This window comes from Streptosporangium longisporum (genome assembly GCF_039534895.1).
Taxonomy (GTDB): domain Bacteria; phylum Actinomycetota; class Actinomycetes; order Streptosporangiales; family Streptosporangiaceae; genus Streptosporangium; species Streptosporangium longisporum.
On the sequence record NZ_BAAAWD010000007.1, the window covers coordinates 415,547 to 433,927 of the forward strand.

15 protein-coding genes are annotated in these 18,381 nt (G+C 72.7%); 4 read left to right on the forward strand and 11 right to left on the reverse strand.

Features of this window, described 5'->3' with window-relative positions:
• Position 1: 1 nt before the first annotated feature.
• From ABD832_RS14785 to hisG, 6 genes are all read right to left on the reverse strand, one after another.
• Positions 2 to 1,330 carry an ABC transporter permease gene (locus ABD832_RS14785; protein WP_344894490.1) on the reverse strand — a complete coding sequence of 443 codons (1,329 nt, stop codon included), beginning with the start codon at positions 1,328 to 1,330 and terminating at the stop codon, positions 2 to 4.
• On the reverse strand, positions 1,327 to 2,460 hold the full coding sequence (locus tag ABD832_RS14790; RefSeq protein WP_344894493.1) for an ABC transporter permease: 1,134 nt from the start codon (positions 2,458 to 2,460) through the stop codon (positions 1,327 to 1,329). The genes ABD832_RS14785 and ABD832_RS14790 overlap by 4 nt, the downstream gene beginning before the upstream one ends.
• Complete coding sequence (locus ABD832_RS14795) at positions 2,457 to 4,049, reverse strand: ABC transporter ATP-binding protein (protein ID WP_344894496.1); 1,593 nt, start codon at positions 4,047 to 4,049, stop codon at positions 2,457 to 2,459. The genes ABD832_RS14790 and ABD832_RS14795 overlap by 4 nt, the downstream gene beginning before the upstream one ends.
• Before the next feature lie 52 nt (positions 4,050 to 4,101).
• Positions 4,102 to 5,151: a BMP family lipoprotein gene (locus ABD832_RS14800; RefSeq protein ID WP_344894499.1), complete on the reverse strand. Its 1,050-nt coding sequence runs from the start codon at positions 5,149 to 5,151 to the stop codon at positions 4,102 to 4,104.
• 259 nt (positions 5,152 to 5,410) lie between these two features.
• Entirely contained in the window at positions 5,411 to 6,202 is a 792-nt protein-coding gene (locus tag ABD832_RS14805; RefSeq protein ID WP_344894501.1) for an HAD family hydrolase, read from the reverse strand.
• Between the two features lie 223 nt (positions 6,203 to 6,425).
• Complete coding sequence (hisG, locus tag ABD832_RS14810) at positions 6,426 to 7,397, reverse strand: ATP phosphoribosyltransferase (RefSeq protein ID WP_344894504.1); 972 nt, start codon at positions 7,395 to 7,397, stop codon at positions 6,426 to 6,428.
• 882 nt (positions 7,398 to 8,279) lie between these two features.
• Here hisG and ABD832_RS14815 point away from each other — a divergent pair.
• From ABD832_RS14815 to ABD832_RS14830, 4 genes are all read left to right on the forward strand, one after another.
• Positions 8,280 to 8,939 carry a helix-turn-helix transcriptional regulator gene (locus tag ABD832_RS14815; RefSeq protein ID WP_344894507.1) on the forward strand — a complete coding sequence of 220 codons (660 nt, stop codon included), beginning with the start codon at positions 8,280 to 8,282 and terminating at the stop codon, positions 8,937 to 8,939.
• Positions 8,940 to 9,213: 274 nt separating this feature from the next.
• Positions 9,214 to 10,086: an isopenicillin N synthase family oxygenase gene (locus tag ABD832_RS14820; RefSeq protein WP_344894511.1), complete on the forward strand. Its 873-nt coding sequence runs from the start codon at positions 9,214 to 9,216 to the stop codon at positions 10,084 to 10,086.
• A 289-nt stretch (positions 10,087 to 10,375) separates the two neighbouring features.
• Positions 10,376 to 11,350: an SDR family oxidoreductase gene (locus ABD832_RS14825; RefSeq protein ID WP_344894514.1), complete on the forward strand. Its 975-nt coding sequence runs from the start codon at positions 10,376 to 10,378 to the stop codon at positions 11,348 to 11,350.
• A gap of 89 nt (positions 11,351 to 11,439) precedes the next feature.
• Positions 11,440 to 12,156: an alpha/beta fold hydrolase gene (locus tag ABD832_RS14830; protein ID WP_344894517.1), complete on the forward strand. Its 717-nt coding sequence runs from the start codon at positions 11,440 to 11,442 to the stop codon at positions 12,154 to 12,156.
• A 7-nt stretch (positions 12,157 to 12,163) separates the two neighbouring features.
• Here ABD832_RS14830 and ABD832_RS14835 read toward each other — a convergent pair whose 3' ends face one another.
• From ABD832_RS14835 to arfA, 5 genes are all read right to left on the reverse strand, one after another.
• The gene (locus tag ABD832_RS14835) at positions 12,164 to 13,204 is read right to left on the reverse strand and encodes a sigma-70 family RNA polymerase sigma factor (RefSeq protein ID WP_344894519.1); all 1,041 of its coding nucleotides are present in this window, start codon (positions 13,202 to 13,204) and stop codon (positions 12,164 to 12,166) included.
• A 134-nt stretch (positions 13,205 to 13,338) separates the two neighbouring features.
• Positions 13,339 to 14,172, reverse strand: coding sequence for a carbohydrate ABC transporter permease (locus ABD832_RS14840; protein ID WP_344894522.1), 834 nt, complete (start codon positions 14,170 to 14,172; stop codon positions 13,339 to 13,341).
• Positions 14,169 to 15,089, reverse strand: coding sequence for a carbohydrate ABC transporter permease (locus ABD832_RS14845; protein ID WP_344894525.1), 921 nt, complete (start codon positions 15,087 to 15,089; stop codon positions 14,169 to 14,171). The genes ABD832_RS14840 and ABD832_RS14845 overlap by 4 nt, the downstream gene beginning before the upstream one ends.
• Positions 15,086 to 16,426: an extracellular solute-binding protein gene (locus tag ABD832_RS14850; RefSeq protein ID WP_344894528.1), complete on the reverse strand. Its 1,341-nt coding sequence runs from the start codon at positions 16,424 to 16,426 to the stop codon at positions 15,086 to 15,088. Before ABD832_RS14850 ends, ABD832_RS14845 begins: the two co-directional genes overlap by 4 nt.
• A gap of 188 nt (positions 16,427 to 16,614) precedes the next feature.
• Positions 16,615 to 18,123, reverse strand: coding sequence for an arabinosylfuranosidase ArfA (gene arfA, locus ABD832_RS14855; protein ID WP_344894531.1), 1,509 nt, complete (start codon positions 18,121 to 18,123; stop codon positions 16,615 to 16,617).
• Between the last annotated feature and the right edge of the window lie 258 nt (positions 18,124 to 18,381).

The following is an 18,381-nucleotide window of genomic DNA, read 5'->3' on the forward strand; positions in this document are numbered from 1 at the left end:
CTCAGGTCTCTCCTCGCCGGTAGGGGAGGCCGGCGTAGGTCGGCATCCGCAGTCGTTGGGCGACCGTGACCAGCACCAGCAGGGTGACCAGGTACGGCGTGGCGTAGATGAGCTGGGTGGGGATCGCGTCGGTGGTCTGGAAGACCGCGAAGGCGGCCACCCCGGCCAGGGCCAGGGCCGCGGCCGTCCGCGGACGCCGGCGCAGCACGACGAGGGCCGCCGTCCACGCCAGCACGGCGGCGAGCAGCAGCAGCACGTGCACGGCGGTCGCCTGGCGCAGTTGCAGGGCGTCGGCGTACCCGAACAGCAGGGCTCCGCCGGCCGTGCCGCCCGGCCGCCAGTTGCCGAAGATCATGGCCGCGAGCCCGATGAAGCCCCGGCCGCCGGTCTGGCCCTCCCGGTAGACGTTGGAGGAGACGGTGACCAGGTAGGACCCGGCGAGCCCGGCCAGCGCCCCGGACACCAGCACCCCGCAGTACCGCATCCGGTGGACCGGGACCCCGAGCGAGTCCGCCGCGGCGGGATGCTCGCCGGCCGAGCGCAGGCGCAGCCCGAAGGCGGTATACCAGAGCACCACGACGCTGCCCAGCACCAGCGCGACGGCGAGCACGGTGAACCAGGAGACCTCGTGCAGGAGCCCGCGCAGGATGCCCGCGGCGTCGGACACCAGGAACCACCGGGTCCGTTCCAGGTCGCCGAGCAGGTCCGGCGTGCCGGCGCCGCCCGCCAGGAACGGCACGCTGACGGTGTCGATCACTCCTCTTACCGGCGGTGACTGGGTGGCCCCGGCCCCGGGCAGGCCGCTGAAGGCGATGACCGACAGGAAGCGCGCGACCCCCAGCGCCAGGATGTTGATGGCGATGCCGCAGACCGCCTGGTCCACCCCGAACGTCACGGTGGCCACGGCGTGCAGCAGGCCCGCGGCGATACCGCCCAGCGCACCGGCCAGCACCCCGGCCCAGACGCCGTGGGTGTACCCGGCCCAGGCCCCGCACACGGTCCCGATGATCATCATGCCCTCGATGCCGAGGTTGGCGACGCCCGCGCGCTCGCTCCACAGGCCGCTCAGTCCGGCGAGGCCGATGGGGACCGCCAGGCGGAGCGCGGCGTTCACGACGCCGGACCCGGTGAGGGCGTCGGTCCCGGTGAGGACCCGCACCGCCGACGCCGCGACCAGGACGGCGACCACGGCGAGCACCCACCCCCGGCGCCACCAGGGCCGCGGGGCCCGCGAACTCCGCGGGCCGCGCGAGCTCCACCAGGCCCACGAGTCCCGCGGGCTCCGCGGGCTCCGCGAGGTCTGGGAGGTCCGGGAGGTCGTCGCGCTCACGAGGCCTGTCCCACCGGCTCGGAGGCGACGGTCCGGGCGGTCTCCTCGCGTACCAGCCGGGCGGTGCGCCTGCGCTCCACGCGGCGCACCACCTCGTAGGCGACCACGACGCTGATCACGATGACGCCCTGCATGATCGTGACGATCTCCTTGGGGATGCCCTGGATGTCCAGGATCAGTGCGGATCGCTCCAGGAAGCCGAAGAGCAGGGCCGACAGTGCGATGCCGACGGGGGTGTTGCGGCCGAGCAGGGCCACGGCGATGCCGGTGTAGCCCGCACCCGAGGGGAAGTCCAGGCCGTAGCGGTAGGTGTTGCCCAGCAGGTCCGGCAGCCCGGCCAGCCCGGCGAGCCCGCCCGAGACGAGCATCGTGACGATGATCATGCGGCGCGGGTCGATGCCGTGGGCGCGGGCCGCCGCCGGGTTCAGCCCGCTGATCCTCAGGTCGTGGCCGTACAGCGTGCGGGTGAGCGTCCAGTGCACCGCAGCCCCGAACACGACCGCGCCCAGCACGGCCCCGCCCAGGTGCGCGCCCGCCGGGAGCGAGAGCCCGAACGAGGCCAGCAGGCCGTCGAGCACGGGCAGCCGCGCCGACGGGGGCAGCTCGCGGGTCGATCCGGTGACGCTGTCGGCCGCGAACACCTCGGCCAGCAGGTAGGCGATGACGGCCGTGGCGACGTAGTTCAGCAGGAGCGTGGACAGCACCTCCGAGACCCCGCGCCACACCTTCAGCAGGGCGGCGATGCCCGCCCACACCGCGCCGGTGAGCACGGCCACCAGGCAGATGACGGCCAGGTGCAGCGGCGCGGGCAGGTCGAGGCTCGCGCCGGCCGCCGCGGCGAGCAGCGCCGCGATCCGGCACTGGCCCTCCACCCCGATGTTGAAGAGGTTCATGCGGAAGGTGAGGGCCACGGCCAGACCGGCGAAGAAGTAGATGGTCGACCGGTTGACCGCGGAGACCAGCGAGTCCGGCCGGACCCCGAACTCCAGCATCGTCAGGTACGTCGCCCCCGGCGAGGCGCCCACCGTGAGCAGCAGCGCGGTGGAGACCGTGAGCGCGATCAGCAGGGCCAGCGCCGGCGCGGCGAGCGTGCTCAGCGCCCCCCGGCCCGTTGCCCAGGCCGGCCTCACCGGGCCCCCGCCACCGGACCGGCCGGCTCCGGCTCGGTCCCGGTCATCAACCGGCCGAGCCGCTGCGGGGTCAGCTCGGCGGCGGGCACGGCGGCGCTCAGCCGTCCGCGCAGCATGACCTGCACGCGGTCGCACAGGCCGAGAACCTCGTCGAGGTCGGCGCTGACCAGCAGGATCGCCAGGCCGTCGTCCCTGGCGTCGCGCAGCAGCTCCCAGATGACGGCCTGGGCGCCGACGTCCACGCCGCGGGTGGGATGGGCGGCCAGCAGCACCGCGGGCCGGCCGCTGAGCTCCCTGCCGACGACCAGCTTCTGCTGGTTGCCCCCGGACAGCGCGGCGGCCGGCACGTCGACCGAGGGCGCCTTGATGTCGAGCCGGGCGATGAGCTCGCGGGTGAGGTCCCTGGCCGCCTTCCGGTCGACCCGCCACCGGCCGCGGCGGCGCAGGTCCTCGCTGCCGAGCATGACGTTCTCCCACAGCGTGGCGGGCAGCGCCAGCGCCTGGCGGTGGCGGTCCTCCGGGATGCACGCCAGCCCCAGCCGCCGCCGCTGCCGGGTGTCCAGCCGGGTGACGTCCCGCTCCGCGAGGTGCAGCGAGCCCGCGGAGATCTCACGTACCCCCGTGATCGCGTCGATGAGCTCGGACTGCCCGTTGCCCTGGACCCCGGCGACGCCCAGGATCTCCCCGCGGGCCACCTCCAGGGTCGCCTCGGCGACGGGACCGGCCCGCAGGCCGCGCGAGCGCAGGGCCACCGGCCCGCCCCCGGTACGGTCGCGCGTCGCGGGCGCGGGCAGCTCGCCCCCGATGATGAGCCGGGACAGGCGGCGGGGGTCGGCCTCCGAGGTCGCGAAGTCCCCCACCGAGGTGCCGGCCCGGATGACCGTGACGTGGTCGGAGACGGCGAGCACCTCGTCGAGCTTGTGGGAGATGAAGATGACGGCCAGTCCCCGCGCGCGCAGCCCGGCCAGGCTGTCGAACAGGGCCCGTACCTCGTCGGGCACGAGCACCGCGGTGGGCTCGTCGAGGATCAGGACGCGCGCGCCCCGGTAGAGGACCTTGAGGATCTCGACGCGCTGCCGCTGCCCCACCCCCAGGTGCTCGACGGTGACGTCGGGGTCGACGTCGAGGCCGTAGCGCTCGCTCACCTCCTCCAGGGCCCGCCTGCCGGAGCGCCGGTCCAGCAGGCCCCACCGCGAGGTCTCGGCCCCCAGGATCACGTTCTCCAGGACGGTGAGGTTCTCGGCGAGCATGAAGTGCTGGTGGACCATGCCGATGCCGGCCGCGATGGCGTCGGCGGGCGAGCGCAGCCGGACCGGTTCGCCGGAGAGGAGCAGCTCGCCTCCGTCGGGCTGCTCCTCTCCGTACAGGATCCTCATCAGCGTGGACTTGCCGGCCCCGTTCTCGCCCACCACGGCGTGGACCTGACCGGGACGGACGACGAGGTTCATGTCGCGGTTGGCCACGACGCCCGGGTAGCGCTTGCTGATGTGGCGGAGTTCGACGAGCGGGGACCTCCCGGGTTCGGACGGCGAGCGAGGGGACGGCGGGTGAGGGGGCGGGGTGCGGGGGGACGGGGTGTGGGGGGACAACGCGCCTCCGGGGATCGCGCCGGTGACCGGGCCACCGGCGCGGGTGGATCGGTCAGAGGGTGGCGGGTACGTCGATCTCGCCCGCGACGATCTGCTCGCGCAGCTCCTCCAGGCGCGGCCGGATGTCGCTGAGACCGCCGCCGCTGGTGGCGTAGGACACCCCCTTCTCCTTGAGCCCGAACTCGCGCACCCCGTAGACCGGCTTGCCCGCCGCGGCCTCCTGGATGGTGCGCAGCACCGCGACGTCGAGCTCCTTGGTGGCGCTGGTGAGGATCACGTCGGCCAGCTCGGGGTCCACGGTCGCGCGCTGGTCCACGTCGACCCCGATGGCCCGCTTGCCCGCCGCCTTGGCCGCCTGGAAGACGCCGAGCCCGGAGGCGCCCGCGGCGTGGTAGACGATGTCGGCGCCGCCGTCGTACATGCCGCGGGCCGCCTCCTGGGCCTTGTCCGGCGAGGAGAACCCGCTGAAGTCGGGCGGCTGGCTGATGAAGACGCTGGAGATGTCGATCTTGGGGTTGATCTTCTTGGCACCGGCCGCGTACCCGGCGATGAAGCTCTCCTGGGGCGGGGTCTGCACGCCTCCGACGAAGCCGATCCGCCCGGTGGCCGACTTCAGGGCCGCGGCCGCCCCGACCAGGTAGCTCGCCTCCTCCTCCCGGAAGGCCACGTTGGTGACGTTGGGCAGCTTCACCGACGCGTCGTCGATGATGACGAACTGGGTGCGGGGGAAGGCGGGCGCGACCTTCGTCAGCGGCTGGGCGTAGAAGAAGCCGACGGCCAGGACGGGGTTGTGGCCCGTCTCGGCCAGCAGGCGCAGGACCTCCTCCAGGTCCGACCCGGCCGCGTTGGGACTGAGTTCCTTGACCTTCACGCCCAGCTCGGCCTTGGCCCGGTCCAGCCCGGCGCCGACCGAGTCGTTGAAGGACTTGTCGCCGCGGCCGCCCCGGCTGTAGGCCACCCCGACCGTGACGGCCGAGGCGGCGGCGCCGTTCCCCCCGGAGGACGGGTTCGCGGCGGTGCTGTTCCCCGCGGTCGAGCAGGCCGCGAGCGAGCAGATCACCAGGCAGGTGACGAGGAGCCGGACGGCCAGGGGTCGGGGCATGGCGCACCTCTCGGATCGAGCACCCGCGCCTGGCACGGCCCGGGGTCCACCTCTGTGAGCCGGGTGTGGCCGGTGGGGCCTCGGCTCCGGTGAACCCATGATGGACACCGGTCAGACAAGCGTCAATACTCATCAGACAAGTGACGGGAGATGCCGGAGGCGGGCCCGGTCATCCGTGGACGGGTCACCCGCGGCCGGGTCACCCGCGGCCTGCTCACTCGTGGCCTGCTCACCTGCGGCCCGGTCACTCGTGGCCTGCTCACCCGCGGCCGGTCAGCCGCTCCAGCCATCGGGCGACCCCGTCCTCGTCGTTGGACGCCGTCACCTCGTCGGCCGTGGCGAGCACCGCCGGGTGGGCGTTCGCGACGGCCACCGCCGTTCCCGCCCAGGTCAGCATGGGAAGGTCGTTCGGCATGTCGCCGAACGCGATCACGTCGCCGGTGCCGAACCCGAGCCGCCCGGCCATCGCCTCCAGGGCGGCCGCCTTGGTGACACCGGCGCGCATCACCTCGCAGAACACGTCCGCCGAGATGGTGACCTCGCATCCGGTCAGCAGGTGGCGCACGTTCTCGTGGTAGTGGCGGGCGTTCCCCTCCAGCTGCACCATGAGCTTGCCGACGTTGTGCCGGTCGAGCCCGTCCTCCAGGCGGGGCACCCGCCGCGCGCTCCGCGACAGGGGCTCGGGCAGGCCGAAGGAGTCCTCCAGCACCAGCTCCAGCCGGCACTCCGCGCCCAGGCGGACCCCGGGGAACCGGTCGCGCAGGACCTTCAGCGCCTCGGCGACGTGCTCCTCGGCCAGCGGGTGGTAGTCGACCACCTCGTCCCGGACGAAGTCGAAGGTGATGGAGCCGTTCCCGCAGACCGCGACGGGCGTGCCGCCGAGCGCCACGGCCACGTGCCGGGTGTCGCGCACCGGCCGTGCCGTCGCGACCACGAACACGTGCCCGTCCCGCTGCAGGCGGTGCACCGCCACGCGGGTGCGCTCCGACACCAGGCCTGCGGAGTCCAGCAGCGTCCCGTCGAGGTCGCACACGATCATCCGGCGTCTCACGGCGTGCCGTCTCCTTCGTGGCAGGCGCGGCGCGCGCGACGGGGAGTTGACGGCGGGGCGGTGAGCTCCGGCCGCCCCGGGCCATGGTGGTACGGGGCGGCCGGCGGGGAGGTGAGCTCGGGCCGCTCCGGGCCATGGTGGTACGGGCGCGTCATGCGCGTCTCCGTTCGTCTGGTCGTGACCGGGCGGGGGCGTGACGCGGAGCGTCCCGGTCCCCGTGCCGTCATGTGATCACACGAGGGTCCCCGGGGCCGGGTGTTCCGCCCCGCGGGTCGTCCCGCCCGGACGTCGCCACCCTGCCGACCCGCGACTCCACGACGTCGAGGGCACCGGCGGCCAGGACCGCGTCGACGGTCTCGGCCAGGCGCCCCCGGGCCACCAGTCCCTGGACGACGACCAGGCCCCTCTCGCCCTCCTCGCCCCCCGCTCCGGCGTCGTCACCGGTCAGGCCGGTGCCGGCCCGCCAGGAGGGTCCCGGCATCGCCGACGCCACGCGCGGCAGGTCGCGCGCCGGGACGCGCGCCGTCAGCAGCACGCGTGCCGCCCCCGCGTGGACGGAGTCCAGCAGCCGCGCGACCTTCTGGATCGTGACGCGCTTGTCCGTGTCGCGCCAGGCGTTCGGGCCCGCGACGAGATGCGGCGCGCACGTCCTGAGGGTGTCGATGATCCTCAGGTCGTTGTGCCGGAGCGCGGAGTCGCTCCCGGTGACGTCGATGACGGCGTCGGCGAGTTCGGGGATCTTGGCCTCGGTGGCGCCGTAGGAGTGGACGATCTCGGCGGGCAGTCCCAGGCTCCGGAAGAACCGGCGGCCGATGTTCGGGTACTCGGTGGCGACGCGCACCCCGGGCGGCAGATCGCGGGCGTTTTCTGCCGGATGACCGGCCGGGACGGCGAGCACCACCCGCCAGGGACGGTCCGTCCCCGTGGAGGAGGTGAACGCCCTCACGGGCTCGACCTTGGCGCCGGTCTCCTCGATCCACTCGGTGCCGGTCAGGCCGAAGTCGAAGGCCCCGCTCTCGACGACCAGCGGTATCTCGCGCGGCCGGTAGAAGGCGACCTGGATCCGGCCGTCGTAGTGGATGTCCGCCCGGTAGCTGCGGTCGGAGGCTCTGCGCACGTCGAGGCCGGCCGCCGCGAAGAGGTCCAGGGTCCGCCGCTCCAGCGGGGATCCCTTGGGCAGCGCGAGCGAAACCATGCAGTCCTCCCAGGCGTGCGGCGACGGTCCGTACCGGTGACGGGGGTCGGGAAAGGCCGGTCCGGTCCCGGCCGCGAGGGGTCCGGCGCCCCGTGACGACCCCGCGCGACCTCGTGGCGGCCCCGCGACGCCCCCATGGCGGCCACGCGACGCCCCCGTGGTGCCGCATGCCGGGCCTCCCTCGTCGTACCGGGTCCCGGCGAGGCCGTCCGTGACCGCGGACCGCCCGTCACCGTGATCCGGTCTGCGCCCCGGTAAGCGTCCCCGCGCCGCGCGGGCGGCGGCAAGTGAACCATGGAGGTGGCCGATGGTTCACGTCACGACCCGCGACGGCACCCGGCCACGGCACCGGAGAACGACCGTCCGCCGAGCTCGCCGATATGCCCGTGCCGGAAAAGCGGGCCGCGGCCATAGGGAATCGTGATCCGGCCGGTTGACGGACCCCTGACCGTTGGATAACGTGCTTGAACGGTAAATGAAATATATGCACATGCTAATCCGTATTGTTTATGAGGGGCCGTAACCGGAGTCAGGTATCGTCCGCCGACAAGGGCCCGGCGAGGTCCCTGCGGGGGCCGGAAACGTGAAGACGCGCGGCCGTCGCCCGCCATCGGCGCGCGGAGTCCCGCCGTACGGTCCGGTGCGCGTCCCATGCCCTGACAATGCCGGGACCGTTCTTTCCGGCCCGGTATGGAATGCGTTCTTCGCGGATCCAGGAGAAAGGGCCGTGCGATGGATGCCAGCGTGACGGAGGCCGGAGATCCCTTTCCGGGCCCCCCTTCCCGCGGACGGGCCGGAAAGGGCGGCCCGCGGCGCTCCGGGCTCTGTGTCCTCTGGCTCGCCGAGGACGACGTCTCCTATCACGGGCTCCCGTTACTGCTCATGAAGGTGCCGGCCGTGGCCGAGGCCGCGGTCGGGCGGAACGCGGCGGAGGCCGGGGCGCTGCTCGGGGAACGGCGTTTCGACGTGGCGGTGGCATCCCCGGACGCGCTGCCGGAGATCCTGGCCGCGAGCCCCGCCGGAAGGCGCCCGACGATGCTGGCCGTCCTGCGGGAGGAGCGGGCCCGGGCCGTCCCGTTTCTCGCCGACGGCTACCTGACGCCCGGCGAGATCAGCGTCGCGGGGCTGTCCGCCGTCTTCGAGCGGGTGCTCCGCGGTGACCCGGTCGCCCCTCTCACCAGGGCAAATCCGCCCGGCGTGTCCGCGGTTCCCGGCCTTTTCGGCCCGCTCGCCGTGCCCGGCCCGCCCGTTCCGTCCGTTCCGCCCGTTCCGTCCGGGGGGACGCGTGGTCCGGTGAACGGCGGCGAGCGCGGCGCGCCCGGTCCGGGAACGCGCCCGATCGGGAGGCTGACCGAACGCGAGCGCGCCGTGCTGGCCCTCCTGCTGGAGGGGATGAGCAATCACCAGATCGCCCGCGCCATGGGGATATCCATCCACGGCGTCAAGCGTCACGTCTCGAACCTGCTGGTGAAGTTCGGCTGCTCCAACCGGACGGAGGTGGCCCTGGCCGCGGAGCGGCTGGGGAGCGGGCTCGCGCGGTGAGGAACCGTCCCCGAGACCCCGCAGGGGGCACCGGCGACGGCGCGCCGTGTCCGGTTCCGGCCCGCCTCGCGCGGTCATTATCATCCGTAGGTAATTCCGTTCCATGCCGGGAAATGTTTTCTCCGAAATCGATCCGCGACTCCTTGACTGCTCCGTCGAAAGGGCTAGCCTCGAACAAGGATGGCCGACGACAAAAGGAGCGACATTGGACGTCCCCCCGATGGAACTCAGTGGCCGCGTTCCCTCCATAAGACTGAACGAACTCGAGGCGGACATGAACTCCGTCGCCGAGGACATCGGCGCGCAGTTGACCGGTTGGGGCTTCATGGCCGCCGAGGTCCCCGGTATCGGTGAACGCGTCGCGGGCATGATGAACGAATTCGCGTCGGCCTGCGCGTCGACCGAACCGAGCCTGTCCGATTATCGGTACGAATCCGTTCCGCAGTTGTCCGCCGGTGGGACGCACGGATTCTTTCCGTACCATTCGGAGATTCCCCGCCTGGCCAACGGCGTGGCCGACCCCAAGGAGTTCATTCACGTCAGCGGCGCGATGATCTCGGATCAGCCGCCCGGGGCCGCGGACGTCCTGCGGGCCTTCCCGAGGTTCGGGGCCGCCGCCACCGAGGTGTTCGACGTCGCGTTCAGGCTGATCTCGCTCTTCGGCGAGGTCGTCCGCGGCATGATGCCGCCCGGGACGCCGGAGCTGGACCTCTCGCGTGACGCGACCAACCTGCGGGTGATCAACTACAGGGACGTGGGCGACCGCCAGGTGCTGGCGCACGAGCACTCGGGCATCCAGATGCTCGGTCTCCAGCTTCCTCCGTCCGACCAGGGCCTGCAGTACGTCCTGCACGACGGCACCTGGGTCGAGCCGGTCATCGCCGGGACCGACGTGGTCCTGTGCAACATCGGCCGGATGCTCTGGAGCGCGTCCGACGAGCGTTTCCGGCCGTCGACGCACCGCGTGCACACCAAGCCCATGCCCCCCGGCTACCGGCGCCTGTCGTCGGTGCTGTTCGCCTACCCGCCGCACAAGGCCCGGCAGTGGAAGATGGTCGACGGCGAGCTGACGATGCTGGACGCGACGTGGGGGGACTTCATCGAGAACAGGTTCAAGGGCCTGGGCAAGGAGTCGCCGCAGACCTGAGCGCCCCGCGCCACCCGCGGGCCGCCTCGTCCGGAGCCCGTGAGGGCCGTGAACGTCGTGGAGCCCACCTCCCCGGGGAGGTGGGCTCCACGACGTTCTTCGCCCCGGGGCCCGCCGTTCTTCGTCCTGGGCTCACCGTTCTTCGCCTCGGGTCCCACCGTTCTTCGCCCTGCGTCCCGCCGCGGCCAGGGACGACGCGCGGGGGGTGTTGTTTCGGCGGGGGTCTACCGGGGAGGGGGAGAACGGGCCGGTAGCGGCCCGTGAATTCTCTAGTTCGGGGAGTCGTCGGATGAAGGTGAAGGACAAGGTCGTCGTCGTCACCGGCGCGTCGAGCGGTATCGGGCGGGCGACCGCCCTGGCGTTCGCGGCCGAGGGGGCCTCGGTGGTGCTGGCCGCACGGCGCGAGGGCGTGCTCAAGGAGGTCGCCGAGGAGTGCGAGGCCACCGGCGGGCGGGCCCTGGTGGTGCCGACCGACGTGACCGACGAGCAGGCCGTACGGGAACTGGCGCGGCTGGCGGCCGAGCGGTTCGGGCGCATCGACGTCTGGGTGAACTGCGCCGCGGTGACCGTCTTCGGGCCGTTCAGCGACGTGCCGCTGGAGGACTTCCGCCGGGTGATGGACGTCAACGTGATGGGGTACGTGCACGGCGCCAGGGCGGCCCTGCCCTACCTGCGGGCCCAGGGCGCCGGGGTGCTGGTGAACGTGGCGTCGATCGTCGGCGTGGTGGCCCAGCCCTACACGCACGCGTACACGATGTCGAAGTTCGCGGTCCGCGCCCTGGGGGCCAGCCTGCGGCAGGAACTGGCGCTGGAGGGTGCCAAGAAGATCGACGTGTGCACGGTGATGCCCGCGACCATCGACACCCCGCTGTTCGAGCACGCGGCCAACTACACCGGGCGCAAGCCGGTGGCGATGCCGCCGGTGTACACGCCGCAGCGGGTCGCGAAGGCGATCGTCAAGGTGGTGCGGTCCCCGCGCAGGGAGGTCGTCGTCGGCCCGGCCGGGCGCGCCATGGTGCGGCAGGCCAAGAAGGCCCCCGGCCGCACCGAGCGGGCGATGGCCACCCAGGTCGACCGTACCCACCTGTCGCGCAGGAAGCGCGCCGCCGACACGCACGGCAACCTGCACGAGCCGATCCCGGGGCCGGGAGCGGTGACCGGGGGCTGGCACGGCGGGCGCAAGACCGCGGTACGCCGGATCGCCGTGGCGGCGACCCTGGCCGGAGCCGCGGTGGGCGCGCGGCGCCTGCTGACGACGCGTTGACGGGACGGCGGCCGGTCGGCCGGTCACCGGCCGGCCGGTGGCCGTCCCGGCGGCGGCCGGCCGGCTGGCAGGAGCACGAGGTCACGGCCGTGGCGGGCGTCCCGGTGCACGCCGCCGTGCTGGGGCCCGTCTCCGCGCCGGAGATGGTGCTCGTGCACGGTCTGGGCTGCTCGCACCGCTACTTCCTGCCCCTGGCCCGGTGCCTGGCACCGGAGTCGCGGGCGGTCGCCGTCGACCTGCCCGGATTCGGCCGTACGCCCGGCCCGCGTGAGCCGCTGGACATCCGCGGCCTGTCGCGGGCGCTGGCCGGATGGCTGCGCGCCACCGGGCGCGGCGGCACGCCGCTGGTGGCCAACTCGGTCGGCTGCCAGGTCGTCGTCGACATGGCGGTGCACGCCCCCGAGCTGCTGGGACCGGTGATGCTCATCGGCCCCACCATGGACGCCGGCGCGCGTTCCGCGTGGCGGCAGGCGGCGCGGCTGGCGGGGAACACGACGTTCGAACGGCCCGGCCTGGTGCCGGTGCTGGGACGCGACTACCTCGTCTGCGGCCCGCGCCGCTACTTCGCCACGCTGCACGCCGCCCTGGCCGACCCGATCGAGGACAAGCTGGGCCACGTGCACGTCCCCGCCATGGTGGTGCGCGGGGAACGGGACCTCATCGCGCCACGGGAGTGGTCGCGGCGGGTCGCCGATCTGCTCCCCCGGGGAGAGCTGACGGAGGTGCCCGGGGCCGGGCACACCCTCAACTACAGCGCGCCCGCCGAGGTGACCCGGATCATCCGGGCCGCCCCCGCCCTCGGCTGAGACGCCCCTACGGACGGGCGTCCCGGGGGCCGCCGGGCGGGCCGGCGACCTCGGCGGGAAGGCCGAACAGCGGGAAGACGCCCGGGTCGAGGAACGCGACGACCTCGGCGACCTTCGTGCCGCGCAGGGTGAGCACGTCGAGCCCGCCGGCGACGTGGACGGCCCTGTCCTCGTCCCACATGTAGGTGCCGAACGCGATCTGCCCGTTGGCGTACGCCGGCAGGAAGCGCCACCGCCTGGCCAGCGGCCCCTCCAGCAGGAAGGCCCTGATGGCCTCGTGTCCCGCGTACCATTCGGCCAGCGGCGGCATCGCGTACCTGGCGTCGTCGGCCAGCATGGCCACGATGGCGTCGACGTCACCGGCCTCCCACGCGCCGGCGTAGTCCTCGGCCAGCCGCCGGACCCTCTCCTCGCCCAGCGACCGCAGGGTCTCCTGCTGACCGGTGGCGGGGAGCCGGGAGTCCAGGAACGCGCGGGCGCGCTGCATCGCGCTGTTGACCGACGCGACCGTGCTGCCCAGCAGGTCCGCCACCTCGCGCGCGGAGAACCCGAGGACCTCCCGCAGGACCAGCACGGCCCGCTGGCGGCCCGGCAGGTGCTGGAGCGCGGCGACGAAGGCCAGCTCCACCGCCTCGCGCTCCAGGTAGCGGGCCTCCGGGCCCAGCCGCGCGTCGGGGTAGGGCTCGATCCACGCGATCTCGGCGAGCGGCGCGGAGCCGGGGCCGAGGTCGGCGGGCAGCTCGCGGCGGCTCCGCTGCTCGATCAGCGTGAGGCAGCGGTTGGTCGCGATCCGGTACAGCCACGGCCGGATCGAGCCGCGGTCCTCGAACCGCCCCAGGCTCCGCCAGGCGCGTACCAGCGTCTCCTGGAGCGCGTCCTCGGCGTCGTGCACCGCCCCGAGCATCCGGTAGCAGTGCGCCTGCAGCTCGGCGCGGAACGGGTCGACCAGGCGCCCGAAGGCGTCGGGGTCACCCGCCCTCGCCGCCTCCAGCAGCCGCGCGGTGCCGGTCCCACCCGTCGTCCCGCCCGTCGTCCCGATCTCGCTCATCTCGAAGGGAACCCTACGCGAGCGCGGACGGCCACCGGCGCGGGACCCGCCCTTCGCTGGACCCCGCGCCGGTGAGTGACGGTCACCCGTCCCGCGGGAGACCTCGCGCGGGACGGGCGGTCGTCACGAGCCCGTCACTCACCGGCCAGGCCGGTGTGGGCGACACCGCGGACGATCTGACGCTGGAAGAGAACGAAGATCACGAGCAGTGGCAGGCCGGCCAGGACCACCGAGGCCATGATCTGCGCGTACCGGACGCCGAAGGTGCCCTGCACCACGTTGGCCAGCCCCACCGGCAGGGTCATCGTGTTCGGGTCGGTGGAGACCAGGAACGGCCACAGGAAGTTGTTCCAGGTGGTGATGAACGTGAAGATCGACACCGCGGCGAGCACCGGGCGGGAGAGCGGGAGCACGATCGTGAAGAACACCCGCCAGCGCCCCGCCCCGTCCACGAACGCGGCCTGCTCCAGCTCCGGCGGCACCCCCTGGAAGAACTTGTAGAGGATGTAGACGATGACCGGTGCCGCGACCTGAGGCAGGATGACGCCCCACCAGGTGTCGACCAGGCCGAGCGCCACCATCTCGGAGAACAGCGGGGCGATCAGCACCTGCGGGGGCACCATGATCCCCGCGAGGATCGCCGCGAGCAGCACCCGCTGCCCCCGGAACGGGATCCGCGCGAAGCCGTACGCGGCCATCGCCGAGAACAGCACGGTCAGGAACGTCACGGCGACCGCGATGACGGTGGAGTTGATCGCCCACTTCACGATGCCGCCGGTGCCCAGGACCAGGGCGTAGGCGTCCAGGGTCACCTCCTCGCCGAACCAGCTCAGCGGGACCGCGGTGGTGTCGGCCTCGGGTTTGAGCGAGGTGGCGACCGCCCAGGCGATGGGGACGAGCCAGAGCAGGGCCAGCGCCCCGGTGATCACCAGCAGGACGAGCTGTCCCGGGCTGAGGCGTCTGGTCATCGGGGGGACTCCTCGCGCTTGCGGAACAGCCGGAGCTGCACCAGGGAGATGACGACGATCAGGACGAAGAGGATGTAGGACACGGCCGAGGCGTAGCCGATGCGGTAGCCGGTGAAGCCCGTGTCGTAGGCGTACTCGATGATCGGGCGGGTGGAGTCGTCGGGGCCGCCGCCGGTCATCAGGTAGATCTGGTCGAAGACCTTGAGCGAGGCCAGCAGCTGCAGCACCACGATGAGGCCGGTGGTGCGGCGGAGCATCGGCAGCGTGATCGAGCGCAGCTTGTCCCAGGCCGAGGCGCCGTCGATGGAGGCGGCCTCGTACAGGTGCTCGGGGATGCTCTGCAGCGCGGCCAGGTAGAGCAGGAAGTTGAAGCCGACCGTCCACCACACGGTGGTCAGCACGATCGACCACATCGCCACGCCCGGGTCGCCGAGCCACAGCACGTCGGTGCCGAGGGCGTTGTTCAGCAGGCCGAAGCTCGGCTGGTAGATCATGTACATCCACAGCAGCGACACCACCGCCGAGGGCAGCAGGAACGGGGCGAAGAACGACAGCCGCCACAGCCACCGCATGAAGCGCAGGTTGTGCACCAGCAGGGCCAGGGCCAGCCCCAGGACGACCAGCGGGATGGTGCTCAGCACGGTGAAGCGCACCGTGTTCCACAGCGAGTTCCACATCCGGGGGTCGCCGAACGCCTGGGCGTAGTTGGCGAAGCCGACGAACCGGTCGTTGGACCCGGCGATGTTGACGCTGGTCAGGCTCATCCTCAGGCCCAGCAACAGCGGCCAGACCAGGAAGGCCACGTAGACGACCAGGAACGGGGCGACGAACAGCAGACCGTGCTGGGTCCAGCTGCGGCCCGCCCTGGCCGCCGTGACCGGCGCGGCGGTGGCGGGAGCGGTGACGGTGGTCGTCATCGGGGCTCCTCGGGGAAGGGGTTCGGGGTCGTCATCAGGCGGCGCAACGCGTCCTTGGCCACGGCCAGGCCCTGCTCGGGCGTGCGCGTCCCGCTGATCACCGAGGAGAACGCGCCGCCGAACTCGATCCACAGCCGGGAGGCCGACCCGGCGAACCACACCTGCGGGTCGAGGGCCACCTCGGTGATGACCGAGCGGTACTCCGACTGCGGGTTCAGCGCGAGGTACTCCGGTCTCTCCAGCGCCGGCAGGTACGCCGGGACGTGACCGGCGACCGCCCAGTCGGCGCTGTTCTTCACCAGGGAGGCGATGAACCGGTAGGTCGCCCGTTCGACCTCGGGGTCGCGGTCGCGCTGGTGGGGCACCACGAAGACGTGGCAGTCGGCCTGCGCGGAGTCACCGCCGAACACCGACGGGAAGCGCGCCATGCTGAACGGCATCTCGGCCAGCTTGAAGGTGGTGGTCTCCCAGTCGCCGTTCCACAAAAAGGCCGCGATGCCGCTCTGGAAGGCGGCGACCGACGCGGGGTAGTCGAGGGTGGTGTTGCACAGGCCCTCCTCACCCAGCGTGCGCATGAAGGTCAGCGCCTCCAGCGCCTTGGCGTCGTCGATCGTGATCTGTGTGCCGTCCTCCGACAGCAGGGTGCCGCCGCTCTGCGGGTACAGCGACCACCAGACGCGCCAGGGGCCGACGGTGCCGAGGCCGAGCGTGTCGAAGACCAGCGGGGGCTTGCCGCCGAGGGCGTCCTTGGCCTTGCGCAGTGCGGTCAGCAGCTCGTCGGTGCCCCTGGTGGGGAGCAGCTTCCCGTCGTCGCCGAGCAGCCCGGCCTTGCCGCAGATGTCGGTGTTGTAGTACTGGACCATGGGGTGGGCGTCGAACGGCACCGCGTACAGCACGCCGTCGATGTGGGCGCGTTCCCAGATGGGCGGGCTGAAGTCCTCGGGGCGCAGGCCGTTCTCGGCGAGCAGGCCGAGGTTGATCGGGTCGAGGATCTGGCCGGGGCCGATGCCGGGCAGCCGGGCGAGGTGGAAGGTGGCGACGTCGGGGGAGCGGCCTCCCGAACCCGCCATCGCGATCTTGGTGTAGTAGGGCTCGCCCCACTGCAGCACGTTCTCCTCGACGAACAGGTCGGGGTTCTCTCCGGCGAACGCGCCGACCATGCCGTTCATGATCACCCCGTCGCTCGCGCCGAGGAAGTGCCAGTACTTGACCCGGGTCCGGGAGGAGCCCAGGTCCACCGGGATGGAGCAGCCGGAGCCGAGGAGGCCGAGGGCGAGCGCGCCGCCCAGCAGGTTTCTCCGGCTGATGGGTGAGGGGGTCGGTGGAATGTCGTCCATTGCTGTCTCCAGGGGGACGGGGCCGCGCCTTCCCGACGGCGCGGCCGGACGGAGCTGCTTCTGCGTGCGCCGGCGGCCGGGGAGGTGACGGCGCGCCGGGACGGACCTGCTTCTGTGCGGGTGTGCCGGCGGCCGGTGGGAAGTGACGGCGTGCCGGGACGGGTACGGGCGGGTGAGGCGGGACGGGGCTACGGGCGGATGAGGCGGACCGCGTTCCACGAGACGGGCGGCAGGGTGATCTCCAGCTTCCCGTCGCCGAGGCGGGCGTCGGGGTTGGCGCGGGGGACCACCGTGCCGGGGACGCCGGCGGTGTTGCGGGCGTAGGGGTCGGGGCCGGCCAGCACGGTGGCCTCGGCGAGGCGTACCGGGCCGAGGGCGCGCAGGTCGGCCGTGAGGGTGAGCGGCCGGTCGGTCGAGCGGTTGACGGCGAACAGCGCGGTGTCGCCGGTCTCCTCGTCGTGGGTGGCGACGGCGTCGAGCGCGGTCACCTCGCCGAACCGGGCGGTCTCGTGCGAGGGGGAGTCGAACGGGACCCGCAGCACGTGGCCGGCCGCGTACCGGGAGGTCAGGGCGAAGGGGTGGAAGGTGGTCTGCCGCCAGGCCCTGCCGCCCGGCTCGGTCATGATCGGCGCGATCACGTTGACCAGCTGGGCCAGGCACGCGGAGGTCACCCGGTCGCTGTGCCGCAGCAGCGAGATGAGCAGGCCGCCGACGGTCACCGCGTCGGCCAGGTGGTAGTGGTCCTCCAGCAGCGGCGGGGCGACCGGCCAGTCCCGGGGCGGCTCGGCGTTCTGGAAGCGCGACAGGTACCAGACGTTCCACTCGTCGAAGGAGATGTCGATCCTCTTGGCGCTCTTGAGCCTGGCTCCCACGCTGTCGGCCGTCGCCGTCACCGCGTCGACGAAGCGGTCCATGTCCGTCGCCGAGGCCAGGAAGCTCGCCAGGTCGCCGTCGTGCTCCTCGTAGTAGGCGTGGCAGGAGATGAAGTCGACCACGTCGTAGGTCTCCTCCAGCACGGCCGCCTCCCAGGCGCCGAAGGTCGGCATGGAGGAGCCGGAGCTGCCGCAGGCGACGAGCTCCAGGTCCGGGTCGATCATCCGCATCGCCCGGCCGGTCGCGGCGGCCAGCCGCCCGTACTCGCGGGCGTTCTTGTGACCGATCTGCCAGGGGCCGTCCATCTCGTTGCCCAGGCACCACATCCGGATGTCGTGCGGCTCCTTGGCGCCGTTGGCGACCCGCAGGTCCGACAGGTGGGTGCCGGAGGGGAGGTTGCAGTACTCCAGCAGGTCCATCGCCTCGGCGACGCCCCGGGTGCCGAGGTTGACGGCCATCATCGGCTCGACACCGGCCTTGCGGGCCCAGGTGACGAACTCGTCCAGGCCGAACGCGTTGGTCTCGGTGCTGTGCCAGGCCGGGTCGATCCGGCGGGGGCGGCGCTCGCGCGGGCCGACGCCGTCCTCCCAGCGGTAGCCGGACACGAAGTTCCCGCCGGGGTAGCGGGCCGTGGTGACGCCCAGCTCGCGGGTGAGCTCCAGGACGTCGCGCCGGAAGCCGTCCTCGTCGGCGGTGGGGTGGTCCGGCTCGTAGACGCCGGTGTAGACGCAGCGGCCGAGGTGCTCGACGAACGTCCCGAACGTGCGCCGGCTGACGGGGGCCACCCTGAAGGCGGGATCGATGGTGAGGTACGCGGACGGCACGAAGATCTCCTCTTGTGCGGTGGACGCGGGCCGGGCGGTACGGAACCGTCCGGTTCACGGGTCGGCGGGGAGCGAAGGTCGCGGGTCGGCGGGGAGGGGAGGTCGCGGGGTGTCGGGGAGCGGAGGTCGCGGGGTGTCGACGGGGGCCGCGAGTTGTTAGCGTTAACATAACGAAAGGTCGGCGACGGCTTTGAGCGAGTGTCAACGCTCCGGTGACGGTGAGTCAAGAGTGACGCGTGCCGGGACCCGCCCGCCGCC

What these genes read in the sequence shown, in the direction of transcription:
- ABD832_RS14840 (WP_344894522.1), bottom strand. Translation starts at nt 14,172, where the DNA reads ATGACCAGACGCCTCAGCCCGGGACAGCTCGTCCTGCTGGTGATCACC.
- ABD832_RS14825 (WP_344894514.1), top strand. Translation starts at nt 10,376, where the DNA reads ATGAAGGTGAAGGACAAGGTCGTCGTCGTCACCGGCGCGTCGAGCGGT.
- ABD832_RS14815 (WP_344894507.1), top strand. Translation starts at nt 8,280, where the DNA reads ATGAAGGTGCCGGCCGTGGCCGAGGCCGCGGTCGGGCGGAACGCGGCG.
- ABD832_RS14845 (WP_344894525.1), bottom strand. Translation starts at nt 15,089, where the DNA reads ATGACGACCACCGTCACCGCTCCCGCCACCGCCGCGCCGGTCACGGCG.
- ABD832_RS14835 (WP_344894519.1), bottom strand. Translation starts at nt 13,204, where the DNA reads ATGAGCGAGATCGGGACGACGGGCGGGACGACGGGTGGGACCGGCACC.
- hisG (WP_344894504.1), bottom strand. Translation starts at nt 7,397, where the DNA reads ATGGTTTCGCTCGCGCTGCCCAAGGGATCCCCGCTGGAGCGGCGGACC.
- ABD832_RS14800 (WP_344894499.1), bottom strand. Translation starts at nt 5,151, where the DNA reads ATGCCCCGACCCCTGGCCGTCCGGCTCCTCGTCACCTGCCTGGTGATC.
- ABD832_RS14820 (WP_344894511.1), top strand. Translation starts at nt 9,214, where the DNA reads ATGAACTCCGTCGCCGAGGACATCGGCGCGCAGTTGACCGGTTGGGGC.
- ABD832_RS14850 (WP_344894528.1), bottom strand. Translation starts at nt 16,426, where the DNA reads ATGGACGACATTCCACCGACCCCCTCACCCATCAGCCGGAGAAACCTG.